This is a genomic window from Methylosinus sp. DMC45 (assembly GCF_056313885.1).
In genome coordinates this window covers 1-17,012 of sequence record NZ_JBQUZK010000013.1, presented here as the reverse complement: position 1 = coordinate 17,012, position 17,012 = coordinate 1, and the positions used below count along the sequence as shown (strand labels likewise).

General features: G+C 63.0%; 17 protein-coding genes and 1 pseudogene. 8 read left to right on the top strand and 10 right to left on the bottom strand.

Annotated features, from left to right (window positions below):
- Position 1: 1 nt before the first annotated feature.
- From ACT53T_RS03990 to ACT53T_RS03975, 4 genes and pseudogenes are all read right to left on the bottom strand, one after another.
- Positions 2–451: a chemotaxis protein CheW gene (locus tag ACT53T_RS03990; RefSeq protein ID WP_476160205.1), complete on the bottom strand. Its 450-nt coding sequence runs from the start codon at positions 449–451 to the stop codon at positions 2–4.
- Positions 451–1,617: pseudogene (locus tag ACT53T_RS03985) on the bottom strand (chemotaxis protein CheA); the annotation flags it as partial. The pseudogene ACT53T_RS03985 and the gene ACT53T_RS03990, both read right to left, overlap by 1 nt.
- A 301-nt stretch (positions 1,618–1,918) precedes the next feature.
- Positions 1,919–2,833 carry a dihydrodipicolinate synthase family protein gene (locus tag ACT53T_RS03980; protein ID WP_476160204.1) on the bottom strand — a complete coding sequence of 305 codons (915 nt, stop codon included), beginning with the start codon at positions 2,831–2,833 and terminating at the stop codon, positions 1,919–1,921.
- A gap of 8 nt (positions 2,834–2,841) precedes the next feature.
- Positions 2,842–3,294 (bottom strand): cupin domain-containing protein, encoded by a 453-nt coding sequence (locus tag ACT53T_RS03975; protein WP_400771479.1) that lies wholly within the window; start codon positions 3,292–3,294, stop codon positions 2,842–2,844.
- A gap of 113 nt (positions 3,295–3,407) precedes the next feature.
- Between ACT53T_RS03975 and ACT53T_RS03970 the strand changes: the two genes are divergently transcribed.
- Entirely contained in the window at positions 3,408–4,310 is a 903-nt protein-coding gene (locus ACT53T_RS03970) for a LysR substrate-binding domain-containing protein (protein WP_476160203.1), read from the top strand.
- A 68-nt stretch (positions 4,311–4,378) separates the two neighbouring features.
- On the opposite strand, the gene ACT53T_RS03965 is transcribed toward ACT53T_RS03970, so the two are convergent.
- Genes ACT53T_RS03965 through ACT53T_RS03955 form a run of 3 tightly spaced genes read right to left on the bottom strand, consistent with a single transcriptional unit; the run spans position 4,379 to position 6,702 of the window.
- Positions 4,379–4,657, bottom strand: a complete 279-nt coding sequence (locus ACT53T_RS03965) for a hypothetical protein (protein WP_476160202.1) — start codon at positions 4,655–4,657, stop codon at positions 4,379–4,381.
- Between the two features lie 3 nt (positions 4,658–4,660).
- Positions 4,661–6,025, bottom strand: a complete 1,365-nt coding sequence (locus ACT53T_RS03960) for a sensor histidine kinase (protein ID WP_400771486.1) — start codon at positions 6,023–6,025, stop codon at positions 4,661–4,663.
- Positions 6,022–6,702 (bottom strand): response regulator, encoded by a 681-nt coding sequence (locus ACT53T_RS03955; protein ID WP_400771487.1) that lies wholly within the window; start codon positions 6,700–6,702, stop codon positions 6,022–6,024. Before ACT53T_RS03955 ends, ACT53T_RS03960 begins: the two co-directional genes overlap by 4 nt.
- 257 nt (positions 6,703–6,959) lie before the next feature.
- Here ACT53T_RS03955 and ACT53T_RS03950 point away from each other — a divergent pair, with 257 nt between their 5' ends.
- Together ACT53T_RS03950 and ACT53T_RS03945 are read left to right on the top strand one after the other, a co-directional pair.
- Positions 6,960–9,182 carry a TonB-dependent siderophore receptor gene (locus tag ACT53T_RS03950; protein ID WP_476160201.1) on the top strand — a complete coding sequence of 741 codons (2,223 nt, stop codon included), beginning with the start codon at positions 6,960–6,962 and terminating at the stop codon, positions 9,180–9,182.
- Between the two features lie 9 nt (positions 9,183–9,191).
- The gene (locus ACT53T_RS03945; protein ID WP_476160200.1) at positions 9,192–10,025 is read left to right on the top strand and encodes a DJ-1/PfpI family protein; all 834 of its coding nucleotides are present in this window, start codon (positions 9,192–9,194) and stop codon (positions 10,023–10,025) included.
- 177 nt (positions 10,026–10,202) lie between these two features.
- Here the strand turns inward: ACT53T_RS03945 and ACT53T_RS03940 are convergent, their stop codons facing one another.
- Positions 10,203–11,567: a TonB-dependent receptor domain-containing protein gene (locus tag ACT53T_RS03940; protein ID WP_476160223.1), complete on the bottom strand. Its 1,365-nt coding sequence runs from the start codon at positions 11,565–11,567 to the stop codon at positions 10,203–10,205.
- Between the two features lie 350 nt (positions 11,568–11,917).
- Between ACT53T_RS03940 and ACT53T_RS03935 the strand changes: the two genes are divergently transcribed.
- The 4 genes from ACT53T_RS03935 (at position 11,918) to ACT53T_RS03920 (ending at position 13,713) form a co-directional block, all read left to right on the top strand.
- Positions 11,918–12,370: a TonB-dependent receptor domain-containing protein gene (locus tag ACT53T_RS03935; protein WP_476160222.1), complete on the top strand. Its 453-nt coding sequence runs from the start codon at positions 11,918–11,920 to the stop codon at positions 12,368–12,370.
- On the top strand, positions 12,345–12,539 hold the full coding sequence (locus tag ACT53T_RS03930) for a hypothetical protein (protein ID WP_476160199.1): 195 nt from the start codon (positions 12,345–12,347) through the stop codon (positions 12,537–12,539). The genes ACT53T_RS03935 and ACT53T_RS03930 overlap by 26 nt, the downstream gene beginning before the upstream one ends.
- Before the next feature lie 115 nt (positions 12,540–12,654).
- A complete protein-coding gene (locus tag ACT53T_RS03925) occupies positions 12,655–12,921 on the top strand; it encodes a PepSY domain-containing protein (RefSeq protein WP_476160198.1) in 267 nt (88 codons plus the stop codon).
- Between the two features lie 119 nt (positions 12,922–13,040).
- A protein-coding gene (locus ACT53T_RS03920) for an IS6 family transposase (RefSeq protein WP_476160197.1) occupies positions 13,041–13,713 on the top strand; the annotation gives its coding sequence in 2 pieces (ribosomal slippage) (positions 13,041–13,451 and positions 13,453–13,713; 672 coding nt in all).
- A gap of 12 nt (positions 13,714–13,725) precedes the next feature.
- On the opposite strand, the gene ACT53T_RS03915 is transcribed toward ACT53T_RS03920, so the two are convergent.
- The gene (locus tag ACT53T_RS03915) at positions 13,726–14,766 is read right to left on the bottom strand and encodes a TAXI family TRAP transporter solute-binding subunit (protein ID WP_476160196.1); all 1,041 of its coding nucleotides are present in this window, start codon (positions 14,764–14,766) and stop codon (positions 13,726–13,728) included.
- Positions 14,767–15,041: 275 nt separating this feature from the next.
- On the opposite strand from ACT53T_RS03915, the gene ACT53T_RS03910 reads away from it, so the two are divergent.
- Positions 15,042–16,679, top strand: coding sequence for a hypothetical protein (locus tag ACT53T_RS03910; RefSeq protein WP_476160195.1), 1,638 nt, complete (start codon positions 15,042–15,044; stop codon positions 16,677–16,679).
- Positions 16,680–16,795: 116 nt separating this feature from the next.
- Here the strand turns inward: ACT53T_RS03910 and ACT53T_RS03905 are convergent.
- Positions 16,796–17,012, bottom strand: a 217-nt coding sequence (locus ACT53T_RS03905) for a hypothetical protein (protein WP_476160194.1), incomplete at its 5' end; no start/stop codon positions are given.

Genomic DNA, 17,012 nt, shown 5'->3' with positions numbered 1-17,012 from the left:
ATCAGTTGAAGATGCGTTCGATATCGGGAACGACGAGAAAATCGTCTTTCCACCGCCCGATGAATTTCACGAATTCTGGCCGCCAGCGCATGCCGATGCGCGGCGCGGCGCCGAGCGTCGCGAGCGACAGCTCGGCGACCTCATAGACCTTGTCGGCGACGATGCCGACGATGGTCGGCTCACCATCGAGATCGACTTCGAGGACGACGAAGCGCGTGTCTGCGGTCGCGGGCTCGACCTCCATGCCGAAGCGTGGACGAAGATCGGCCATAGGCACCACCTTGCCGCGCACATTGATGAGGCCGCGCACGAAATCGCGAGCGCCTGGCGCTTCGGTCACCGGCGCAGGATCGAGAATTTCGCGCACGCGCTCTGCGTCGATCGCGAAGATCTTGCCGCCGACGCCCAGCATCAGGCAGCGTCTGCTGTCGTCTGTCATCGCTTCGGCCATCACGCGGCCTCCTTCGCTTTGGCCTTGCGCTCGTCGTCATGGGCCTGGGCGAGATCGACGAGATGCGGAATGTCGAAGATGAGCGCGATCGCGCCGTCGCCGAGGATCGTCGCGCCGGAGAAGCAAGGAACGTCGGCGTGCAATTTCGACAGGGATTTGATCACCGTCTGATGGCTGCCGATAATCTGGTCGACGACGAGGCCGACGCGCCGATCGCCGAAGGAGACGACAACGATCTTTTGATGCGGGTCAGGCAGCGTCTTCGCATCGACGAGCACACGCAGCCGAATGAAGGGAACGAGATCGCCGCGAATATTGAGGAAACTGCGGCCGGCGGAGCCGGCGTCGGCAGCCGCGGTCAATTCGACGCATTCCTCGACCGAGGAGAGCGGAATGACGTAGCGCGCGAGTCCGACGCGCACGAGCAGGCCATCGATGATGGCGAGCGTCAGTGGCAGTCGCAACGTCACCTCGGCGCCGGCGCCGAACGTGCTCGTCACATCGATAGCGCCGCGCAGCCCTTCGATGGTCCGCTTGACGACATCCATGCCGACGCCACGACCGGAGAGCTTGGTGACGGCCTGCGCCGTCGAAAAGCCCGGGTGGAAGATGAGCTGATGAATCTCTGCGTCGGTCATGGTCGCCTCCTCGGCGATCAACCCATTGGCGACGGCCTTGGCGCGAATGCGCCCGACGTCGAGGCCGCGACCGTCGTCGGAAACGGTGATCAGAACCTCGGCGCCGGAATGGCTCGCGGCGAGACGAATGCGGCCCGTCGCCGGCTTGCCCGCGGCAATGCGGCCGTCAGCGTCCTCCAGCCCATGATTCAACGCATTGCGGATGAGGTGGACGAGAGGATCGGCGAGACGCTCGATCATCGTTTTGTCGAGCTCGGTCTCCTCGCCGGACATAACGAGATCGACGGGCTTGCCGAGCTCCTTGGAGAGATCATGGACGAGGCGGCGATAGCGCCCGAACAGCTAGCCGATCGGCACCACGCGAATGCCCATGGTGACGTCGCGAAGATTTGCGGCGAGACGTTCGATCTCTTCGGCGATGGATTTGATGTCGAGGCTGGCGGAGGCGGATAATTGCGACAAGCGCACTTGAGCGATGACCAGCTCGCCGACGCGATCCATCAGCTCGTCGACCTTTTCCGCCGGCACGAAACGCCGCGCGCGACCGAAGGATGTTCAAAGCGCAGGCGTCGAGCCACTCCTGTACGCTACTGTAAAGGTTTTCGGGTGAAGGAAAGCTCGACGTTATTGGCAACCTGTTTGGCGCTGCACGCCTCTGGATCGTCGCGCCGCTCCACCACTCGAAATCGGTCGTGACGACGGCGCCCCGCGCGAAAGACCGAACGTGGCGCGCAAATGCTCGCCGGTCGCCGGCGCAAGTCGGAGGCGGCGAAGAGTCGCCGTCTCCTCCTCGTTTGCCCACGCGCGCGGCGCGGGCCAACTCTTCAGGTCACGCCGCCGCCGGCTCGACGCGCAGCGCGGCGAGGAATTCGGCGAGCTTCTTACGATCGACCTCGACGAGGGGTTTCAGCGGCGGCCGCGGCGCGCCGGCCGGCAATCCGCGCAGGGCGAGCCCGGCTTTCACCGTGGTCGGCAGGCCGCCCACGACGATGAATCGCAGCACCGGAAGAATGTCGTAGAACAGCGCCCGCGCGCGCACGATGTCGCCCGCCTGCACCAGATCGAACAGCCGCGACGGCCGATCGTCGAGCAGATTGGGCGCGGCGGTGCACCAGCCAGAAGCGCCGGCGGCGATCGCCTCCAACGCCATATGGTTGGCGCCGTTGTAGAAGGGAATCGCGCCGTCCGACAGCTTGTGGATCGCGTGCATGCGATTGAGATCGCCGCTGCTCTCCTTGATGAAGCGCACCGTGTCGAGCTCGCGCACCAGCCGCACCAGAAACTCGGGCGACATGTCCACGCCGCTGGTGCCCGGATTATTATAGGCCATGATCGGCAGATCGGTCGCTGCCGCTATGGCGGCGTAATGATCGAAGATCTCGGCCTCGGTCAGCTTCCAATAGGACACCGGAATGACCATCAGCATATCGGCGCCGATCTCGCGGGCGTAGCGCGCCTTGGCGACGGCGGCGGCCGTCGTCAGCTCGGCGATTCCGACAATCACCGGAACGCGGCCGGCCACCGTCTCGACGCCGAGGCGGGCGCCATGCCGCCATTCCGCGTCCGTCAGATAGGCGCTCTCCCCGGCGCTGCCGAGGAAGGCGATGGCCGCCGGCTGCGAGCGCAGCAGATTTTCCGTCACGCGGCGGAAAGCGCCGTCGTCGATCCCGCCATCAGCGGAAAAGGGCGTGACAGGATAGGCGACGATGCCGCGAATCACATTGGTCCGAGTCGCATTGGTCATGGCGAGTCTCACTTCGCTTCTTCGCGGATCGCGAGGCGACCGGCGTTCTGGAGCATGGGGGCGTTCTCGCAGGCGAGATAGCGCGCGGGCTTGTCCAAATCGGCGTTGACGTGATGGTGCCACGCCCAGATCGGAATATAGACAGCGTCTCCCGCCTCCCATTCGATGCGACGGTCCTCGATCATCGAATAGCCGCGCCCCTCGAGCACATAGAGGATGGTCTCATAAGTGTGGCGATGGCGGTTGGAGCGGCCGCCCGGCGTGAGGCCGCCGACGGTGAGGCTGATGGCGTGCGACGGCAGATCGATGAAATGCACCGGATGCTTGCGCTCGGCCGAATAGGCGGCGCGCGCATCGTCCTTCTCGACGCCGCGATGCGCGAGCCGCTCCGGCAAAATCACCTCGAATATCGGCGGCGTCTTGTCGAAATCGGCCGAATGGAAAACCCGTTGGGCGGACATTGCCCGTCTCCCTTTTTTTGGTTGCGACGGCCTGTCTTCGTTAGGATATGAGAATAGGTCCAAGACTTGTTTTCGATACTGAAAATAGGTTTTGCCTATGATATAGGAGTCCGATGGATTTTCGACGACTCCGCTATCTGATCCGCGTCGGCGAGGAGCGCAGCTTCACCCGCGCCGCCCGCTCGCTCAATGTCTCGCAGCCGACGCTCTCCCAGCAGATTCAGGACCTCGAAGCGGAGCTCGGCATCGCTCTTTTCACAAGGACGGCGCATAAGGTCGAGCCGACCGAGGCCGGCCTGCTGACCATCGACTGCGCGCGCCGGGTATTGGCGGAGACGGAGCGGCTGCGCGAGGCCGTGCAGGAATATCGTGGACTGAAGCGCGGCCGGTTGCGCGTCGGCGTGACGCAGACCTTCAACGCGCTCTATCTGCCGCAGATCGTCACCGCCTTCGCGCGCGACTATCCGGCGATCGACCTCGAGATTCTGGAGCTGGCCAATGACGAGATCGACGCCGGCGTCGAGGCCGGGACGCTGCATCTGGGCGTCGGCCTTCCCCGCGCGCACACCAAGAGCCGCGCCGAGCCGCTCTACGCCGACACGCTGATGTTCGTCTGCGCGCGCGGTCACAGATTGGCTGAGGCCGAGAGCATCCCAGCGGCGCACCTGTCCGAGGAGAGCATCGCTTTGCTCGGCCATGGCTTTCGCACGCGGGCGGCAGTCGACGACTATCTCGCGGAGGCGGATACGACGCCGCTGCGCGTGATCGCCTTCAATACTTTCGCGGCCATTCTCAATGTCGTCGCCTCGGGCGATTACGTCTCTATCGTGCCCGCCGACGTGCGCCATGTGTCGGGACTCGTCTCGGGCGTCGCGGCGCTGCATTTCGCGCGGCTGGAACCCGGCCCTGGCAGCCGCACGATCTGCCTACTGAGCGCGCCGGACGACAGGACTACGCCGGCGGCGATCCGCTTCGCCGCGCGCATTCGCGATTATTTCGCCGCGACGAAGCGATGACGGTCAGAGAGTGAATCGCCTCGTTTCGCATCAATGCCTTGATTCGAGGAAGCTCAACCGCCTGTGCTTCAGGAATAGAGCCCGTGCAATAAAAACAGCACTCGGAAGATCGCCGGCGAAACCAAAACTCGCTTCCGTTGCTCGATCGCCTTGATGATCGCAGCTGCGGCCCGATCCGTCGTCAGCGGCGGAATGGCCTTCGAAGCATGTTCTCGGCTTCCGGGATTATGCTCCCAATAGCTGCTCTCCACGAGTCCGAGCACGACGAGGCTGACGAACACGCCTTTCGCTTCGACTTCTGTGCGCAGGGCATCCGATTCCCTGCGCGCGCCGATGGCGCTCGCCACGGCTCATGGCGCTCCGCGATCCGGAAACGTGAGGCCGAATGTCGCGCCGCCGCCCGGCGTCTCCGCGACGAAGACGCCGCCGCCCTGCTTTTCGGTGAGCTCCTTGACGATCGAGAGGCCGAGGCCGGCTCCGCGTGTCGTCTCTGTCCTGCGCCAAAAGGGCTCGAAGACGAGATCGCGCTCGCTCGCCCCGACCCCTTCGCCATGGTCGACGACCTCCAGCCGAGCGCCGGCGCGCACGCGAAGCTCGATCGTTCCGCCGACGGGCTCGGCGCGAAGCGCATTATTGATGAGATTGGACACCATGCATTCGAGCGCTTGGCCGTTGGCGCGGACGATGACCGGGGCGGCAGGCGGATCGAGGGCGATCGCCCGCCCGCTGTCGACGATCAATGGCAGATAATCGCCGATCATACGGCGAGCGAGCGCGCCGAGATCGACATCCTCGGCGGCGAGATTTCCGCGCTCCGCCCCGCGCGCGAGAACCAGCAATTGCTCGACGATGGACTGCATGCGCCGCATGTCGCGGTCGAGGTCCGAGAGAAAATCCGGCTCGTTCGGCGCGTCGAGTCGCGCCCGCAGGATCGCGATCGGAGTCAGCAGCTCGTGCGCGGCATTGGCGGTGAAGCGCCGCTGCCGCTTGGCGCCGTCCTCGAGACGGGCGAGCGCGCCGTTGAGCGCGTCGAGAAACGGCGCGATCTCCTTTGGCGCCTTGGAGCCGTCGATGCGCTGATCGACCGATTTGAAATCGATGCCCGCGAGCTGCTCCTTCGCTTTGTAGAGCGGCGTGAGCCCGAAGCGCGTCACCAGCCAGGAGATGAGAATCGCCGATACGACGAAGGGCAGGAACGGAACGATCTGCGTGACATCCGCCAGCATGCGCATCACGGCGCCGAGATCTTCCCAATGCAACGTATAGCCATAGACCGCCATCCGATAGGGCGGCTTGGCTTCCCGCAAGACGCCGCGAGCCTTGGGATCGGGATCGTTCGGAAGCCGGAAATAATTTCGGATGGCGATGATTTCGCCGCCGCTCGGCAATACGCGCGCGAGCGCTTCCGATGAGCCGGCGAGCGCCGCCCCATTGCGGTTGTCGATGATCGCGAACCGGAAATTGGGATTTCGAGCCTGATAGGCGCGCAGCGCCGGCGTCGCCTCTATATGGGCGGAGCCGTCGGCGTCTTTCACCAGCGCCGCATCGACCACCTCTATGGCGTGGAACTCCGCCCAATAATTGACGGAGTCCGTCACCGCGAGACCCATATAAGTGACGAGGATCGCCGTGACCGGCCAAATGAGAAAATAGGTGAGCAGCTCGATCGCGGTGATGCCGATGACGAAGCGCGCGAGCAGCGAGGGGCTTCTCATTTCTCCTTGCGCTCCGTCAGCAGATAGCCGACGTCGCGCGCCGTGTGAATCTCGACGCCGGCGTCGAGATCGAGCAGCCGGCGTCGCAGGCGCGAGACCAGCATGCTGAGCGCGGTGGCCTGCACATCGTCGGCGAAACCGTAGATTTCCGCGAGCAGACGGTCGCGCAGCACGGCGCGCCCTGCGTTGAGCAGCAGAATGTCCAGCAAGGCGCGCTCGCGCTTGTGAAACAGAACCAGCGCGCCATTGACGCTGACGTCGCGCGTGTCGGGATGAAAGACAATATGGCCGATCGCGATCGGCGGAGTCGCCTCGCCCCCGGGACGCCGCAGGCAGGCGCGCACGCGCGCGATCAGCTCATTGGCGTCGAAGGGCTTGGTCACATAATCATCGGCGCCGGCGTCGAGCCCTTCGATCCGGTCCTCGACGGCGTTGCGCGCGGTCAGCATCACGATGCGAATCGACGGCTGCGTGCGACGAATGTCGGGCAATATGGAGACCGCATCGCCGTCGGGAAGACGCCTGTCGAGCAGCACCAGCGAATATTTGTGCTGTCGCAACGCCTCCATCGTCTCGTCGAGCGAGCCGACGCGATCGGCGACGAAGCCCGAACGCGCGAGCTTCCCAGCAACGAGCTTCGCCATCTCCGGCTCGTCCTCCACCATCAGAACCCGCATTTTTCGGCGCCGCCTCGCGTCAATCGGGAGCTGCGATTATCGCGGCCAATTGTGGCGGTGGCAAGCGGGCGCGAGCGAGACTGTTGCGTCGGCGCCACAGTCCACGAAAAGCCATGGAGGCGCCGCTCACGTTACATTCGGGTTAAGCGGCGTCCTTAGAGCGCTGCTCGGAGGGTCGGAGGCTGGCGGGCCTCTCTCTCCTTTCGGACGCCGAGAACATTCACGCCGTCGAGAGAGCGGCGACAAGGAGGCCACCAATGAATCGTCGTTTTTCCCTGCGCTCGGTCAGCGCGCTCGCCCTCGCCGCGGCCGGTCTGCCCGGAGCCGCCGCGCAAGAGGCGCTGCCGCCCATCTCCATCGCCGCGGAAGTGCGACGCCCGGCCGCCGCAAAGACCGCCACGGATGTCGAGCAGACCACCGCCGGGCCAGTGCGCGGCTATCAGGCGCTCACCGCCCGCGTGGCGCGCATGGCCACGCCGCTCAAGGAGCTGCCGATCTCCGTCGTCGTCGTCCCTCGCAAGCTGATTGACGATCAGAACGCCATCTCGCAGTCCGAGCTTTTCCGCAACGTCTCCGGCCTCACGCCGCTCGATCCGCTTTTTCCCGGTGGGCTCGGCGTCAAGCTGCGCGGCATGGACGCGGAGCGCTACATCGACGGATTGCCGAATTACGGCTCGCTCGGCGAGCGCGATCTGCTCGTCAATGTCGAGCGGGTCGAGGTTTTGAAGGGGCCCGCCAATATTCTGTTTCAGGGCGGGGCGAACCCGATCGGAGGCGTCGTCAACATCGTGTCGAAGCTCCCCACGGCGGATCGGTTCGCGGAGGTCGGCGTGCGCGCCGGCGGCTATCGCTTCGGCAGCCCCTATCTCGACATCAATCAGCCGCTCAATGACTCCAAGACGCTGCTGTTCCGCTTCGCCGGCCAGTTCGAGACCACGCGGTCGATCGTCGACACGATTCATCGCCAGAGCTACACGCTCGATCCGACGCTGACCATCACCAATAATGCGGGAACCTCGCTCACGCTGCAGGGCCATGTCGCGCGGCGGGAACAGCAGGACTATCCAGGCTTGCCGGCGGTCGGCTCGGTCGATCGCTCATTCTATTCCATTCGCCGCTCGGCCTTTCTCGCCAATGCCGGCCTTCCCGTCACCTCCACGGAATCGCAGTCGGTGACGGCGCGCTTCGATCATGCCTTCGACGACACATTCTCTACTTTCACCACGGCGCGCTATTCCGTGACGAAAATCCACGAGCCTTCGCAGCTCGTCTTCGGCAATGAGCCGACGGCGATCGATTTCGGTCCGTCCGGCGTCTATGGCGGCCCGTCGCAATTTTATGTCGCGAACGACATTCTCGATCAGAAGCTGACTGAATTCTCGATCAGCTCGAATTTCGTCGCGAAATTCGACTATGGCCCGACGAGCAACCGCCTGCTCGTCGGCGGCGATTTCAATCGCGTCGTCGATCACGGAATCATGGCGGGCAATAATGCGACCGACGCCGATCCCATCTTCGGCTTCCCGCAGCTGATCGATTTTCGCGCGCCCTATTTCCCGGCCTTTCGGCTGCCGGTCGAAGGCGCGGCGGACACAGTGGTGTACACGAAGGTCGCGAATAGCTATCAGAACGCCGGAGCGAGCCTCCAATTGCAGTCGACGATCTTCGATCGCTTGCATTTCCTCGGCGCGCTGCGCGTCGCCACTGTCGATATTCACTTCACCGAAAATGCGGTCACGCCGCCGACTCACTATGACGCGAGCGCGACGCGCGTGCTGCCGCGCGTCGGCGCGACCTATGATTTGACCGACTGGCTCTCGGTCTATGGGAGCTATTCCGAAGGCTTGCGCGGGGTCAGCTATTTCTCGGGCGCCAATAATGCGCCGCCGAAGCCCGAAGGGTCACGCCAGCTCGAAGGCGGCGTGAAGCTCGACGGTCCGTTCGGCCTTTCGGGCACGCTGGCTTATTTCGATCTCACCCGCACCAATGTGCCGACCGCCGTGTCCGGCTCTCTCACTCAGAGGCAGACCGGCGAGCAGAACTCGCATGGATTCGAGGCCGACCTCGTCTGGCAGCCGACGCCGAATCTCTCTTTCCTCGGCAGCTACGCCCATATCGACGCCAAGGTCACGAGCGATGAGAACACGCAATATATGAACGCGAGCCTCGTCGGGACGCCCAGCGACTCCGGCCGTTTGTGGGGCCATTACGCCTTCGACGGCGAGCTGCAGGGCTGGTCCTTCGGCGCCGGCTTCTATGCCGCCTCATCCTCGCGCGTCGAGCTCGGCCGCACATGGACGACGCCGGGCTACATCACATTCGACGCCGATCTCGCTTACAAGCACGAGAATTTCACCTTCTCGATCGCCGCCAAAAATCTCGGCGATCGACACTATTACACCCAATATCCCTATCTCTCCGGGCGCGTCGCGCCGGGAGAGGGGCGCACATTCTTCGCCACCGTTTCCGTGAAAATGTAGGAGGGGCCATTGAATACGCTCGATCGCCGCCGTTTCGGCGAAGCTTTGGCGGCGTTCGCCGCGCTCGTCGCCGGCGGCGCGCTCGAGGCACGCGCGGCGCAGAAGGTCACGGCCGATCACGATATGTCGAACATGCCGGCCTCGTGGTCCGGCAATGAGAAGATCGGCTTTCTGATCTATCCAGAGTTCACCGCGCTCGACATGATCGGCCCGCACTACATGCTCACCGGGCTGATGGGCGCGACGGCTTTCGTGATCGCCAAGAGCAAGACGCCCGTCGTCAGCGATACGGGATTGACGATCACGCCGGACGCGAGCTTCGACGAGGCGCCGCTCGATCTCGATATTCTCTGCGTGCCCGGCGGCGCCTCCGGCACGCTCGCCGCGATGCAGGACGAGGCGACATTGCGCTTCCTCAAGAGCCGCGGCGCGCGCGCCAAATATGTCACATCGGTCTGCACGGGCTCGCTGCTGCTCGGCGCGGCGGGCCTGCTGGACGGCTATCGCGCGACCTCGCATTGGTCGGCGAAGTCGCTGCTGCCGATTTTCGGCGCGACGCCGACGCCCGGCCGCTTCGTGCGTGATCGCAATCGCATCACCGCGGAGGGCGTGACAGCGGGTCTCGATTTCGCTCTGGCGCTGGTCGGCGAATTGCGCGACCGCACTTACGCCGAGAGCGTGCAGCTCATCGCGCAATATGCGCCCGAGCCGCCCTTCGACGCCGGCCAGCCGGAACGGGCGCCTGCGGCGGTCAGAACGATGATGGAAGAGATGTTCGCCGGGTTCCGGGTCTCCGCCGATCGGCTCGGCCGAGAAGCGTTCGCGAAATCGAAGTCCTTCTGATATCTCGACAATGAGGACGGGTTCGAATCGCATTGTGAAATTGCGTCACGATTTCTTTATCCGGGCCATAGGATATCTCGCGCTGCGAAGGTCCGCGAAATACACGGCGCGAGGCGCGTCGGCAACGAAGCGATCCAGAGCCATCGAGTAGACCTGAATCGCTCCATCAATGAAAGGTCAGAATGCCCATTTCATCCCGGCGTAGACCGCGCGGCCATAGCCCGGATAAAAGGCCGCCGGATTGGACGCGCGGGCATCGATGACGGTCGTCACATCGCTGATGTAATGGCGATCGGCGAGATTGCGCGCATCGAAATAGAAGGTGAGCCCATAGGGCAGCTTCATGCCGGCTTGAACGCCGAGCAGAACGTAGCCGGGCGTTTGCAGCGTGTGCATGTAATCGACATAAGAGCCTTCGGGAACCCAATCGAGCGAGGGTGCGACATAGAGTCCGTCGAGGCGGCTGTAGGAGAGCGTCGTGCGCAGCACATGGCGTGGAACGCCGGCCAGCGGATTGTTTCCGTAATTGGCGTCGCCGACGAAGCGGAAGTCGCTCCATGTCCAGACTTGGCTCAGCTTCAGCACATCATCGGGCGCGGTGATGTTGCGCCAAAGATCGACGCTTGCGGCGAGCTCGACGCCCTGATGCATGGTGCGCTTGGCGTTGAAGGTCGTCGCCGGCACGCCCGCGCCGGGATTGGTGCTGAACTTCAGCAATTCGTCCTGCAGCTCGGTGTGATAGAAAGTCACGTCCCAGGAGAAGCGATCCCATTTGCCGCGCGAGCCGATCTCACCCGTCCAGGCCTTTTGCGAAGCGAGCGGCGTGAAGGAGGCGCCGGGCGTCGGCGGAAAGAAACCCTGCGTCAGATCGATGAAATCGGGAACGTCGCGGCTGCCGGTCATATCGGCGAAGAATTGAATCTCCGGCGTCGGCTGGAACATCAGCCCGACCTTGGGCACGACGCCGCGATAATTCTTCTCCGTGTGATTGGCGAGCGGCTCATAGGGGATGCCGCCGAGCACGGAATAGCGCCGATCGTCGCTGAAGATTTTCGCGCCGAACATCAGGGCAAGCTGCGGCGCGAGATAGAAACGATCCTCGAAATAGGCCTCGAGATTGAGCGCCGCCATGCGGTTGTTGCGGATCTGCGCGCTCAGCCCCGGATTGATGAAGGCTCCGCAAAAGCCGAAGCAGGAGCCGGCGGCGCCGAATTGCGCGAGGCCGTTGAAGGAATAGGGCGGGAAGGAATAGGCCGCATTGGCGAAATTAGCCGGTATCGCGCCATAGGGGTTGAACTTCGCGCCATTGTAATTGGAATACCAATTATCGGTCGAGCCGCCGCCCCACACGCGCCCGCCGACGGTCAGCTCGTTTCTGTGGCCGGCGATCTCGAATTTCGTCGTGAGCTTCGGCGCAAAGCCCCAGCTCTCGCCTTCCTGCTCGATGACGACGAAGATCGGATGATAGAGGTAATTGTGGATGAACCAGCTGTCGACGTCGATGCGGCCTATGTCGGTCTCGAATGTCGTCTTGTTGGAGATGCGCTGGTTGCGGACATTGCGCGCCTGATCGGCGCCGAAGCTTTCTCGCCCGGCGGCGCGTCGATTATAAAAGAAGCGTCTTTTCTCCCTTCCGCCCCGCGGCCTCCCGACCGCCGGAAACGTGAACGGTCGTCACGATGAACGAGGAACCTGACCCCCGGAACGCGCGCGACGCGGCCATCGACTGGCCAACGCAGGCGCAATTGTTAGTGCAATATAATCAATATATTTGGTTAGAGTTGTCACGCGCAGGCCGACGGCGGCCGCCGACCAACGCCGAGAGCTGGGAGGCGGGTGCGAAATTCGAGCTGTTCGACGGTCGGCTGCGCGCCAATATCGATTATTAACATCTGGTCAAGACCAATCTTCCGATCGCCGATCCGGATACGACCCATCTTTGCAACGGCACGCGGCCATGCGTCCTTCTCGTCGGCAAGGGGCGTAGCTCCGGGCCCGAGGTCGACATTCAGGGCGAGCTGCTGCCGACCTGGAGCGTGATCGTCAACTACACCAACCAGGACGTCCGCGTCGTCGAGGGCAATACGACAAGCAGCTCGGGCTCCGGTCTCTCCGGCATGACGCCCGGCCAGCGCTTCCCCAATCAGCCGCGCAATCTCGCGCGGCTTTGGACGACCTATGAATTTCACGACGCGCTGCTGAAAAGGCTGAAAATAGGCGGCGGCTACACATATCACGGTTCCCAACCGGTTCAGGACCTGACCGCCGGCAAGCTTCGGCACGATCCCGCTGGTCTCCTCCTGGGGCACAGCCGATCTGATGGCGGCCTACAGCTTCGATCTTGAGGGCGTGAAGACGACGGCGCAGATCAACGCCACCAATATTTTCGATCGCACATACTACACGGGCGCTCTCGTGTCCGCCGCCCCTTCCAGCAACTTCAACGCAGCAGGCGCCAGCCGGTACTATGGCGCGCCATTCAACATTGTCGGGTCGCTGAAATTCGAATTCTGACGGGAAGCGTCTCCTTCTCCCACTTGTGGGAGAAGGTGCGCACGTCGAGAGTCGGCGAATGAAACATTCGTCATATGGGGTCGTCTCGGCAACCGTCACCGAAGAAGGATCACGCATGATCCGCGGCATCTTCGTCTTCCTGCATCGCTGGGTCGGCCTGCTGATGGCGGGCTTCCTCGTCCTCGTCGGACTCACCGGAAGTCTGCTCGCTTTCCACCACGAACTCGATCATGTCTTCGCGCAACAATATTACGTGACGCCGCGGCCCAGCGTGAGGCCGCTCGATCTCGCGACGCTGATGGAGCGCGCCCCGCCCGTTCCCCCCTTGCACGGATCGTCGCCGTGCTATGGACGCTCGACTGCTTCAACGGATTCTATCTGACGCTTCCCGTATCTTTGTCCGCCTTCTGGCGGAAATGGAAGACGGGGCTCTGTCGCGAATTTTTGTCGCGGGTCGGTATGGGCTATGATCGGCGGCAGCGGAGCTGGCGGGCGAGTGACATGATCGATTTCAAGGGCAGTCATTTTGAACGCGACGTGATCCTGTGGGGCGTCCGCTGGTATGTGGCGTATCCGATGAGCTATCGTCAACTCGAGGACATGATGGATGAGCGAGGCGTCGAAGTCGACCATTCCACGCTCAACCGCTGGGTCGTCAAGTATGCGCCTTTGCTGGAGAAACAGTTCCGTGCTCGCAAGCGGGCGATCGGATCCAGCTGGCGCCTCGATGAGACCTACGTGAGAGTCAAAGGCTGCTGGAAATATCTGTATCGGGCGATCGACAAGGCAGGCGCGACGGTGGATTTCCTGCTAACGGCCAAGAGGGACTGCAAAGCCGCGTTGCGCTTTTTGCGCAAGGCGATCGGCCAGCTTGGCGAGCCGGAGAAGATCACGATCGACAAGAGCGGCGCCCAACACGGCAGCGAGCGAACGCTACAATGCGGAGCATGAAGCGGACATCGAAATCCGCCGCAGCAAATATCTCAACAATATTGTCGAACAGGACCATCGAGCGGTGCAGCGAGTGACGCGGCCGATATTGGGTTTCAAATCATTTCGATCGGCTGCTGCGACGCTTTCCGGCATCGAGCTCATGCACATGATCCGAAAGGGTCGGCTGCGAACGACAGGTGAATTGCGTCCAGCACAGCAGTTCTACGCCCTCGCCGCGTGAGCCGCAACGTTCTCATACGCTCATCGCGTCTATAAACAAAAATTGCGACAAAGCCGCCTGGCGCGCACGAGCACGCGCCGCGCCCAACAACGTGGCGGCGCCCGAAGCGATACCGCTGAATGCCATGGCGCCGACGTATATCCAATCACCGTAGACGTCCATGAAGCTTTTCTCTGTATTGTCGTAATAGGCCGCCGCGCCTGGATGAGCCGCTGCCAACGAATCCTTGTCGCTATAGGCTTTTTCCATCGCGGCCGCGATCGGCACACGCGTTTCGATCGAGGGCCGAACTGCGAAAAGCCGCTTGGTCAGTCGGGTGATGACCTCATCAGAAAGAGCGCTCGAGGCCTCCAAGCGGGTCGCAACCGCAATGGTGGCGGAACCGTCTTTTCGGCGTGGCGGCGCGCCAGAAATCAGGCCAGCTGGGACGTCGACCTTCCGAAGCGCTGGATTTCGAGCGGCAATTCCTTCAGCGCTGTCGAAGGGGAGAACTACCGAGCCTTGGGAACGGCTCGACAGGGCCGCTGCGAAACGTTCGAAAAACCCGCCGCGCAGAGGTGCGACAGCGAAAAGCGCATGTTCGACGGACGCCAGCGCGACAACATATTCTGAAAGAATCGCATCTAGGAGCGCGTCGTTGGCCGCAGAGGCTGGGACGATCCCTACCCGCTTGCCCGCCAGCCGTCCGATTTCGAGTCCCTTCGAGCCAGACAACGCAACGAGGATTGCGACGTCGTTGTGCAGAACGGCGATCGGGCCTCCATTGGTCGGAACAGCCACGTCTGAACGAATCACGGCGAGATCGACGCATCGGCTTTCCAGCGCCGCCGCGCTTGCCGCCGAGCCGTCCGTCGTCACGACCGACGGTCGCGGCGCCGATCCGTCGTGTTCGAGAGAGTCGGATAGCGCCTCTACGATGCTGGCATCGACGCCGCCGGCCGGACCTACGGCGACTCGCAGCCGTTCGGAGCCCTCGGAAAAACGGAACGCAGATATCGCGACTGCGACGATCGCGAACGCCGCGGTCAGGCCGAACAGGCCCGATACGTGCATTAGATGCGAGAACGCTATTCGACGACGTATTATCACGACCTCGCATCTCGGTGAACTTGGTCCGGCACGGAAAAGCGGCTCCAGCATGCAGCTTGTATAAAAGGTCGAGCTTCTGATGCAAAACTCGCATGTGCGAGCGCCAGTCGCGGCTTCGAGACGACGGGGCGGTGCTCGATCTGGTTGATCCCGACCCAGCGCATCGCGCTCACCACAGCGGACAAAGCCGATCGGCCGTGCAATACTCCTTCCGTTATTCATGTCGATTGGAGGAGTACATGTCTTCGTCCACTCTCGTCGCTGCTAACGCCATTCCCGCGCCTCCCGCTCCGCCGAACGGCCCGTCGGACTGGTCGACCGCAGTTCGCGGCAACGCCTTCTCCAACATCGAACGTCTCGGCCAATGGGTCGGCGGGACCATGCTGCCATCCTATAACGATCCTTCCACCTCCTTCGCATCGGTCGCCCCAGGCAGCCTGGGCGCCGGAACGACGCCGCCGACTATCTATGTCCTCATCCACGGCTGGGCGCCGACCTATCGCTCCATCGTCGACAAATATAATGGCGATGTGCTGTGGTGGGGCGCCAACGCCGCCCTCGGCGGCGTATGGACATCGGACTGGGCTTGGCTTCCGTCCTCCGCGCCGTCGGCGCCGATCAATTCCCTCGGCGTGCTGCAATCCATCGTCCAGCAGGACCCGAACGCCATCGTCCTCGCTTATTCCTGGATCGACGATTCGGCGACCGAGAAGGGCTTCGACGGATATCAGGACGTTTATCAGTCGGAAGCCTATACCCATGTGAACGGGCTGCGTCTCGCCGACGCGCTCGAGCAGGCGATCGCCCCGAGCTTCTGGAACGCGCACACCGGCCTGCTGCGTCTCATCGGCCACAGCCACGGCTCCAAGGTCGCGACCGTTGCCGCGCTGACGCTGCAGCAGCGCGGACGGCGGGTCGCTCATCTCACGATTCTCGACTCGCCCGAGAGCACCACGCCGCTCGAGGCGAACGGCGCGAATCTGCTCGGCTTCCATCTCGACCAGCTGCAGATCGAAAATCCGTCCTATTCCTGCGCCGCCGGCGCCTTCGTCGACAATTACGCCTCCTATTTCGGCGTCGCTTATCAGGGCGGCGGCGACATCGGGAATATCGTCGAAGTGGCGCTGCAACCATCCGAGCTCTATTTCAGCGACCCGGGCGATGAGCACGCTTATGCCGCAACCTGGTATGGCGGCGCAGCGATCGGCGCCTCGCAGAACAACGAGCCGCCGCTCGGTCTCGCTTGGCCGCCAGCGCCCAAGTCGTTCCTGCCCTCGCTCAATCAGAACTGGCCGGGCGGCGCCAATGCATATTCACAATGGAATCTGCAGGTCGGACCGTCGATCGGGACCACGTACGCCTATTCGACCCAGGCGCTGCCGATCACTCTGGTCAATTTCGGCGGCAATGTCCGTTTCGACCCGAACGGTGGCGGCCGCATCCACCTCTGGCCCGCGCCCGGCCGATATCCGGCGTTTTCGTACTTCCAAGGCAGCTACGACAATTCGGATTTCGGCGACGGATATGGGCTCGCATTCGACCTTCAATGGATCGCGCCGCAGCCCGGCGATTATCTGGTTGTCACCGCAGAATCGCCGATTCTCGGCGATCAGGAAGTAATCCTGGTGATCGACGGCGCCTCGGCGCCGCTCGGCGTGACCCCGGTCGCGACGTCGAGCAAGGCGGGCGGCGATGGTTTGAACTTCTACGTCTATTTCCTCGCGGCGGCGAACAACACGTCCGGCCATGTCGCCTTGTCCAATTTCCGACTCGTCGAGGTGACCGACCCGACGGGCGCGTTGCGCGCGCGCCGCATCGCAGCCGCGGAGGCGAAAGCGCAGGCCGCGGAGAAGGCGGATCGCGAGACTGCGTCGTAACGGGCGCCGTCGTCGCACTCGACTCCCGTCGATTGGCAATTCAAGAGGGTCTGCGTCACTCTACGTGCTTTGTCACTCTACGTGCTTTGCCTTGCCAAGGGCGTAGCTTGGACGTCTCAATAGGTTATGACAAAGAAATCGATTTTGGCCTTTGGGCTGGGAGTCGTCGTGCGCAGCGTTGTATCGTGGGAGAACCGCTGGCGCGTATCGGCGGACGGAGCCGAGGTACGGTCATGCCCTGAGTGCAGAGGAGTATTGACCTGCCCCTGAAAAATCCCACCAGCATCGATTAGAGTCCGGCCGATTGCAGGACGGACACGATGAAGAAGAAAC

Bases quoted from the DNA above. Each gene is read 5' to 3' on its own strand.
- ACT53T_RS03990 (WP_476160205.1), bottom strand. From the start codon at position 451: ATGGCCGAAGCGATGACAGACGACAGCAGACGCTGCCTGATGCTGGGC.
- ACT53T_RS03980 (WP_476160204.1), bottom strand. From the start codon at position 2,833: ATGACCAATGCGACTCGGACCAATGTGATTCGCGGCATCGTCGCCTAT.
- ACT53T_RS03975 (WP_400771479.1), bottom strand. From the start codon at position 3,294: ATGTCCGCCCAACGGGTTTTCCATTCGGCCGATTTCGACAAGACGCCG.
- ACT53T_RS03970 (WP_476160203.1), top strand. From the start codon at position 3,408: ATGGATTTTCGACGACTCCGCTATCTGATCCGCGTCGGCGAGGAGCGC.
- ACT53T_RS03960 (WP_400771486.1), bottom strand. From the start codon at position 6,025: ATGAGAAGCCCCTCGCTGCTCGCGCGCTTCGTCATCGGCATCACCGCG.
- ACT53T_RS03955 (WP_400771487.1), bottom strand. From the start codon at position 6,702: ATGCGGGTTCTGATGGTGGAGGACGAGCCGGAGATGGCGAAGCTCGTT.
- ACT53T_RS03950 (WP_476160201.1), top strand. From the start codon at position 6,960: ATGAATCGTCGTTTTTCCCTGCGCTCGGTCAGCGCGCTCGCCCTCGCC.
- ACT53T_RS03930 (WP_476160199.1), top strand. From the start codon at position 12,345: ATGGCGGCCTACAGCTTCGATCTTGAGGGCGTGAAGACGACGGCGCAG.
- ACT53T_RS03925 (WP_476160198.1), top strand. From the start codon at position 12,655: ATGATCCGCGGCATCTTCGTCTTCCTGCATCGCTGGGTCGGCCTGCTG.
- ACT53T_RS03915 (WP_476160196.1), bottom strand. From the start codon at position 14,766: ATGCACGTATCGGGCCTGTTCGGCCTGACCGCGGCGTTCGCGATCGTC.
- ACT53T_RS03910 (WP_476160195.1), top strand. From the start codon at position 15,042: ATGTCTTCGTCCACTCTCGTCGCTGCTAACGCCATTCCCGCGCCTCCC.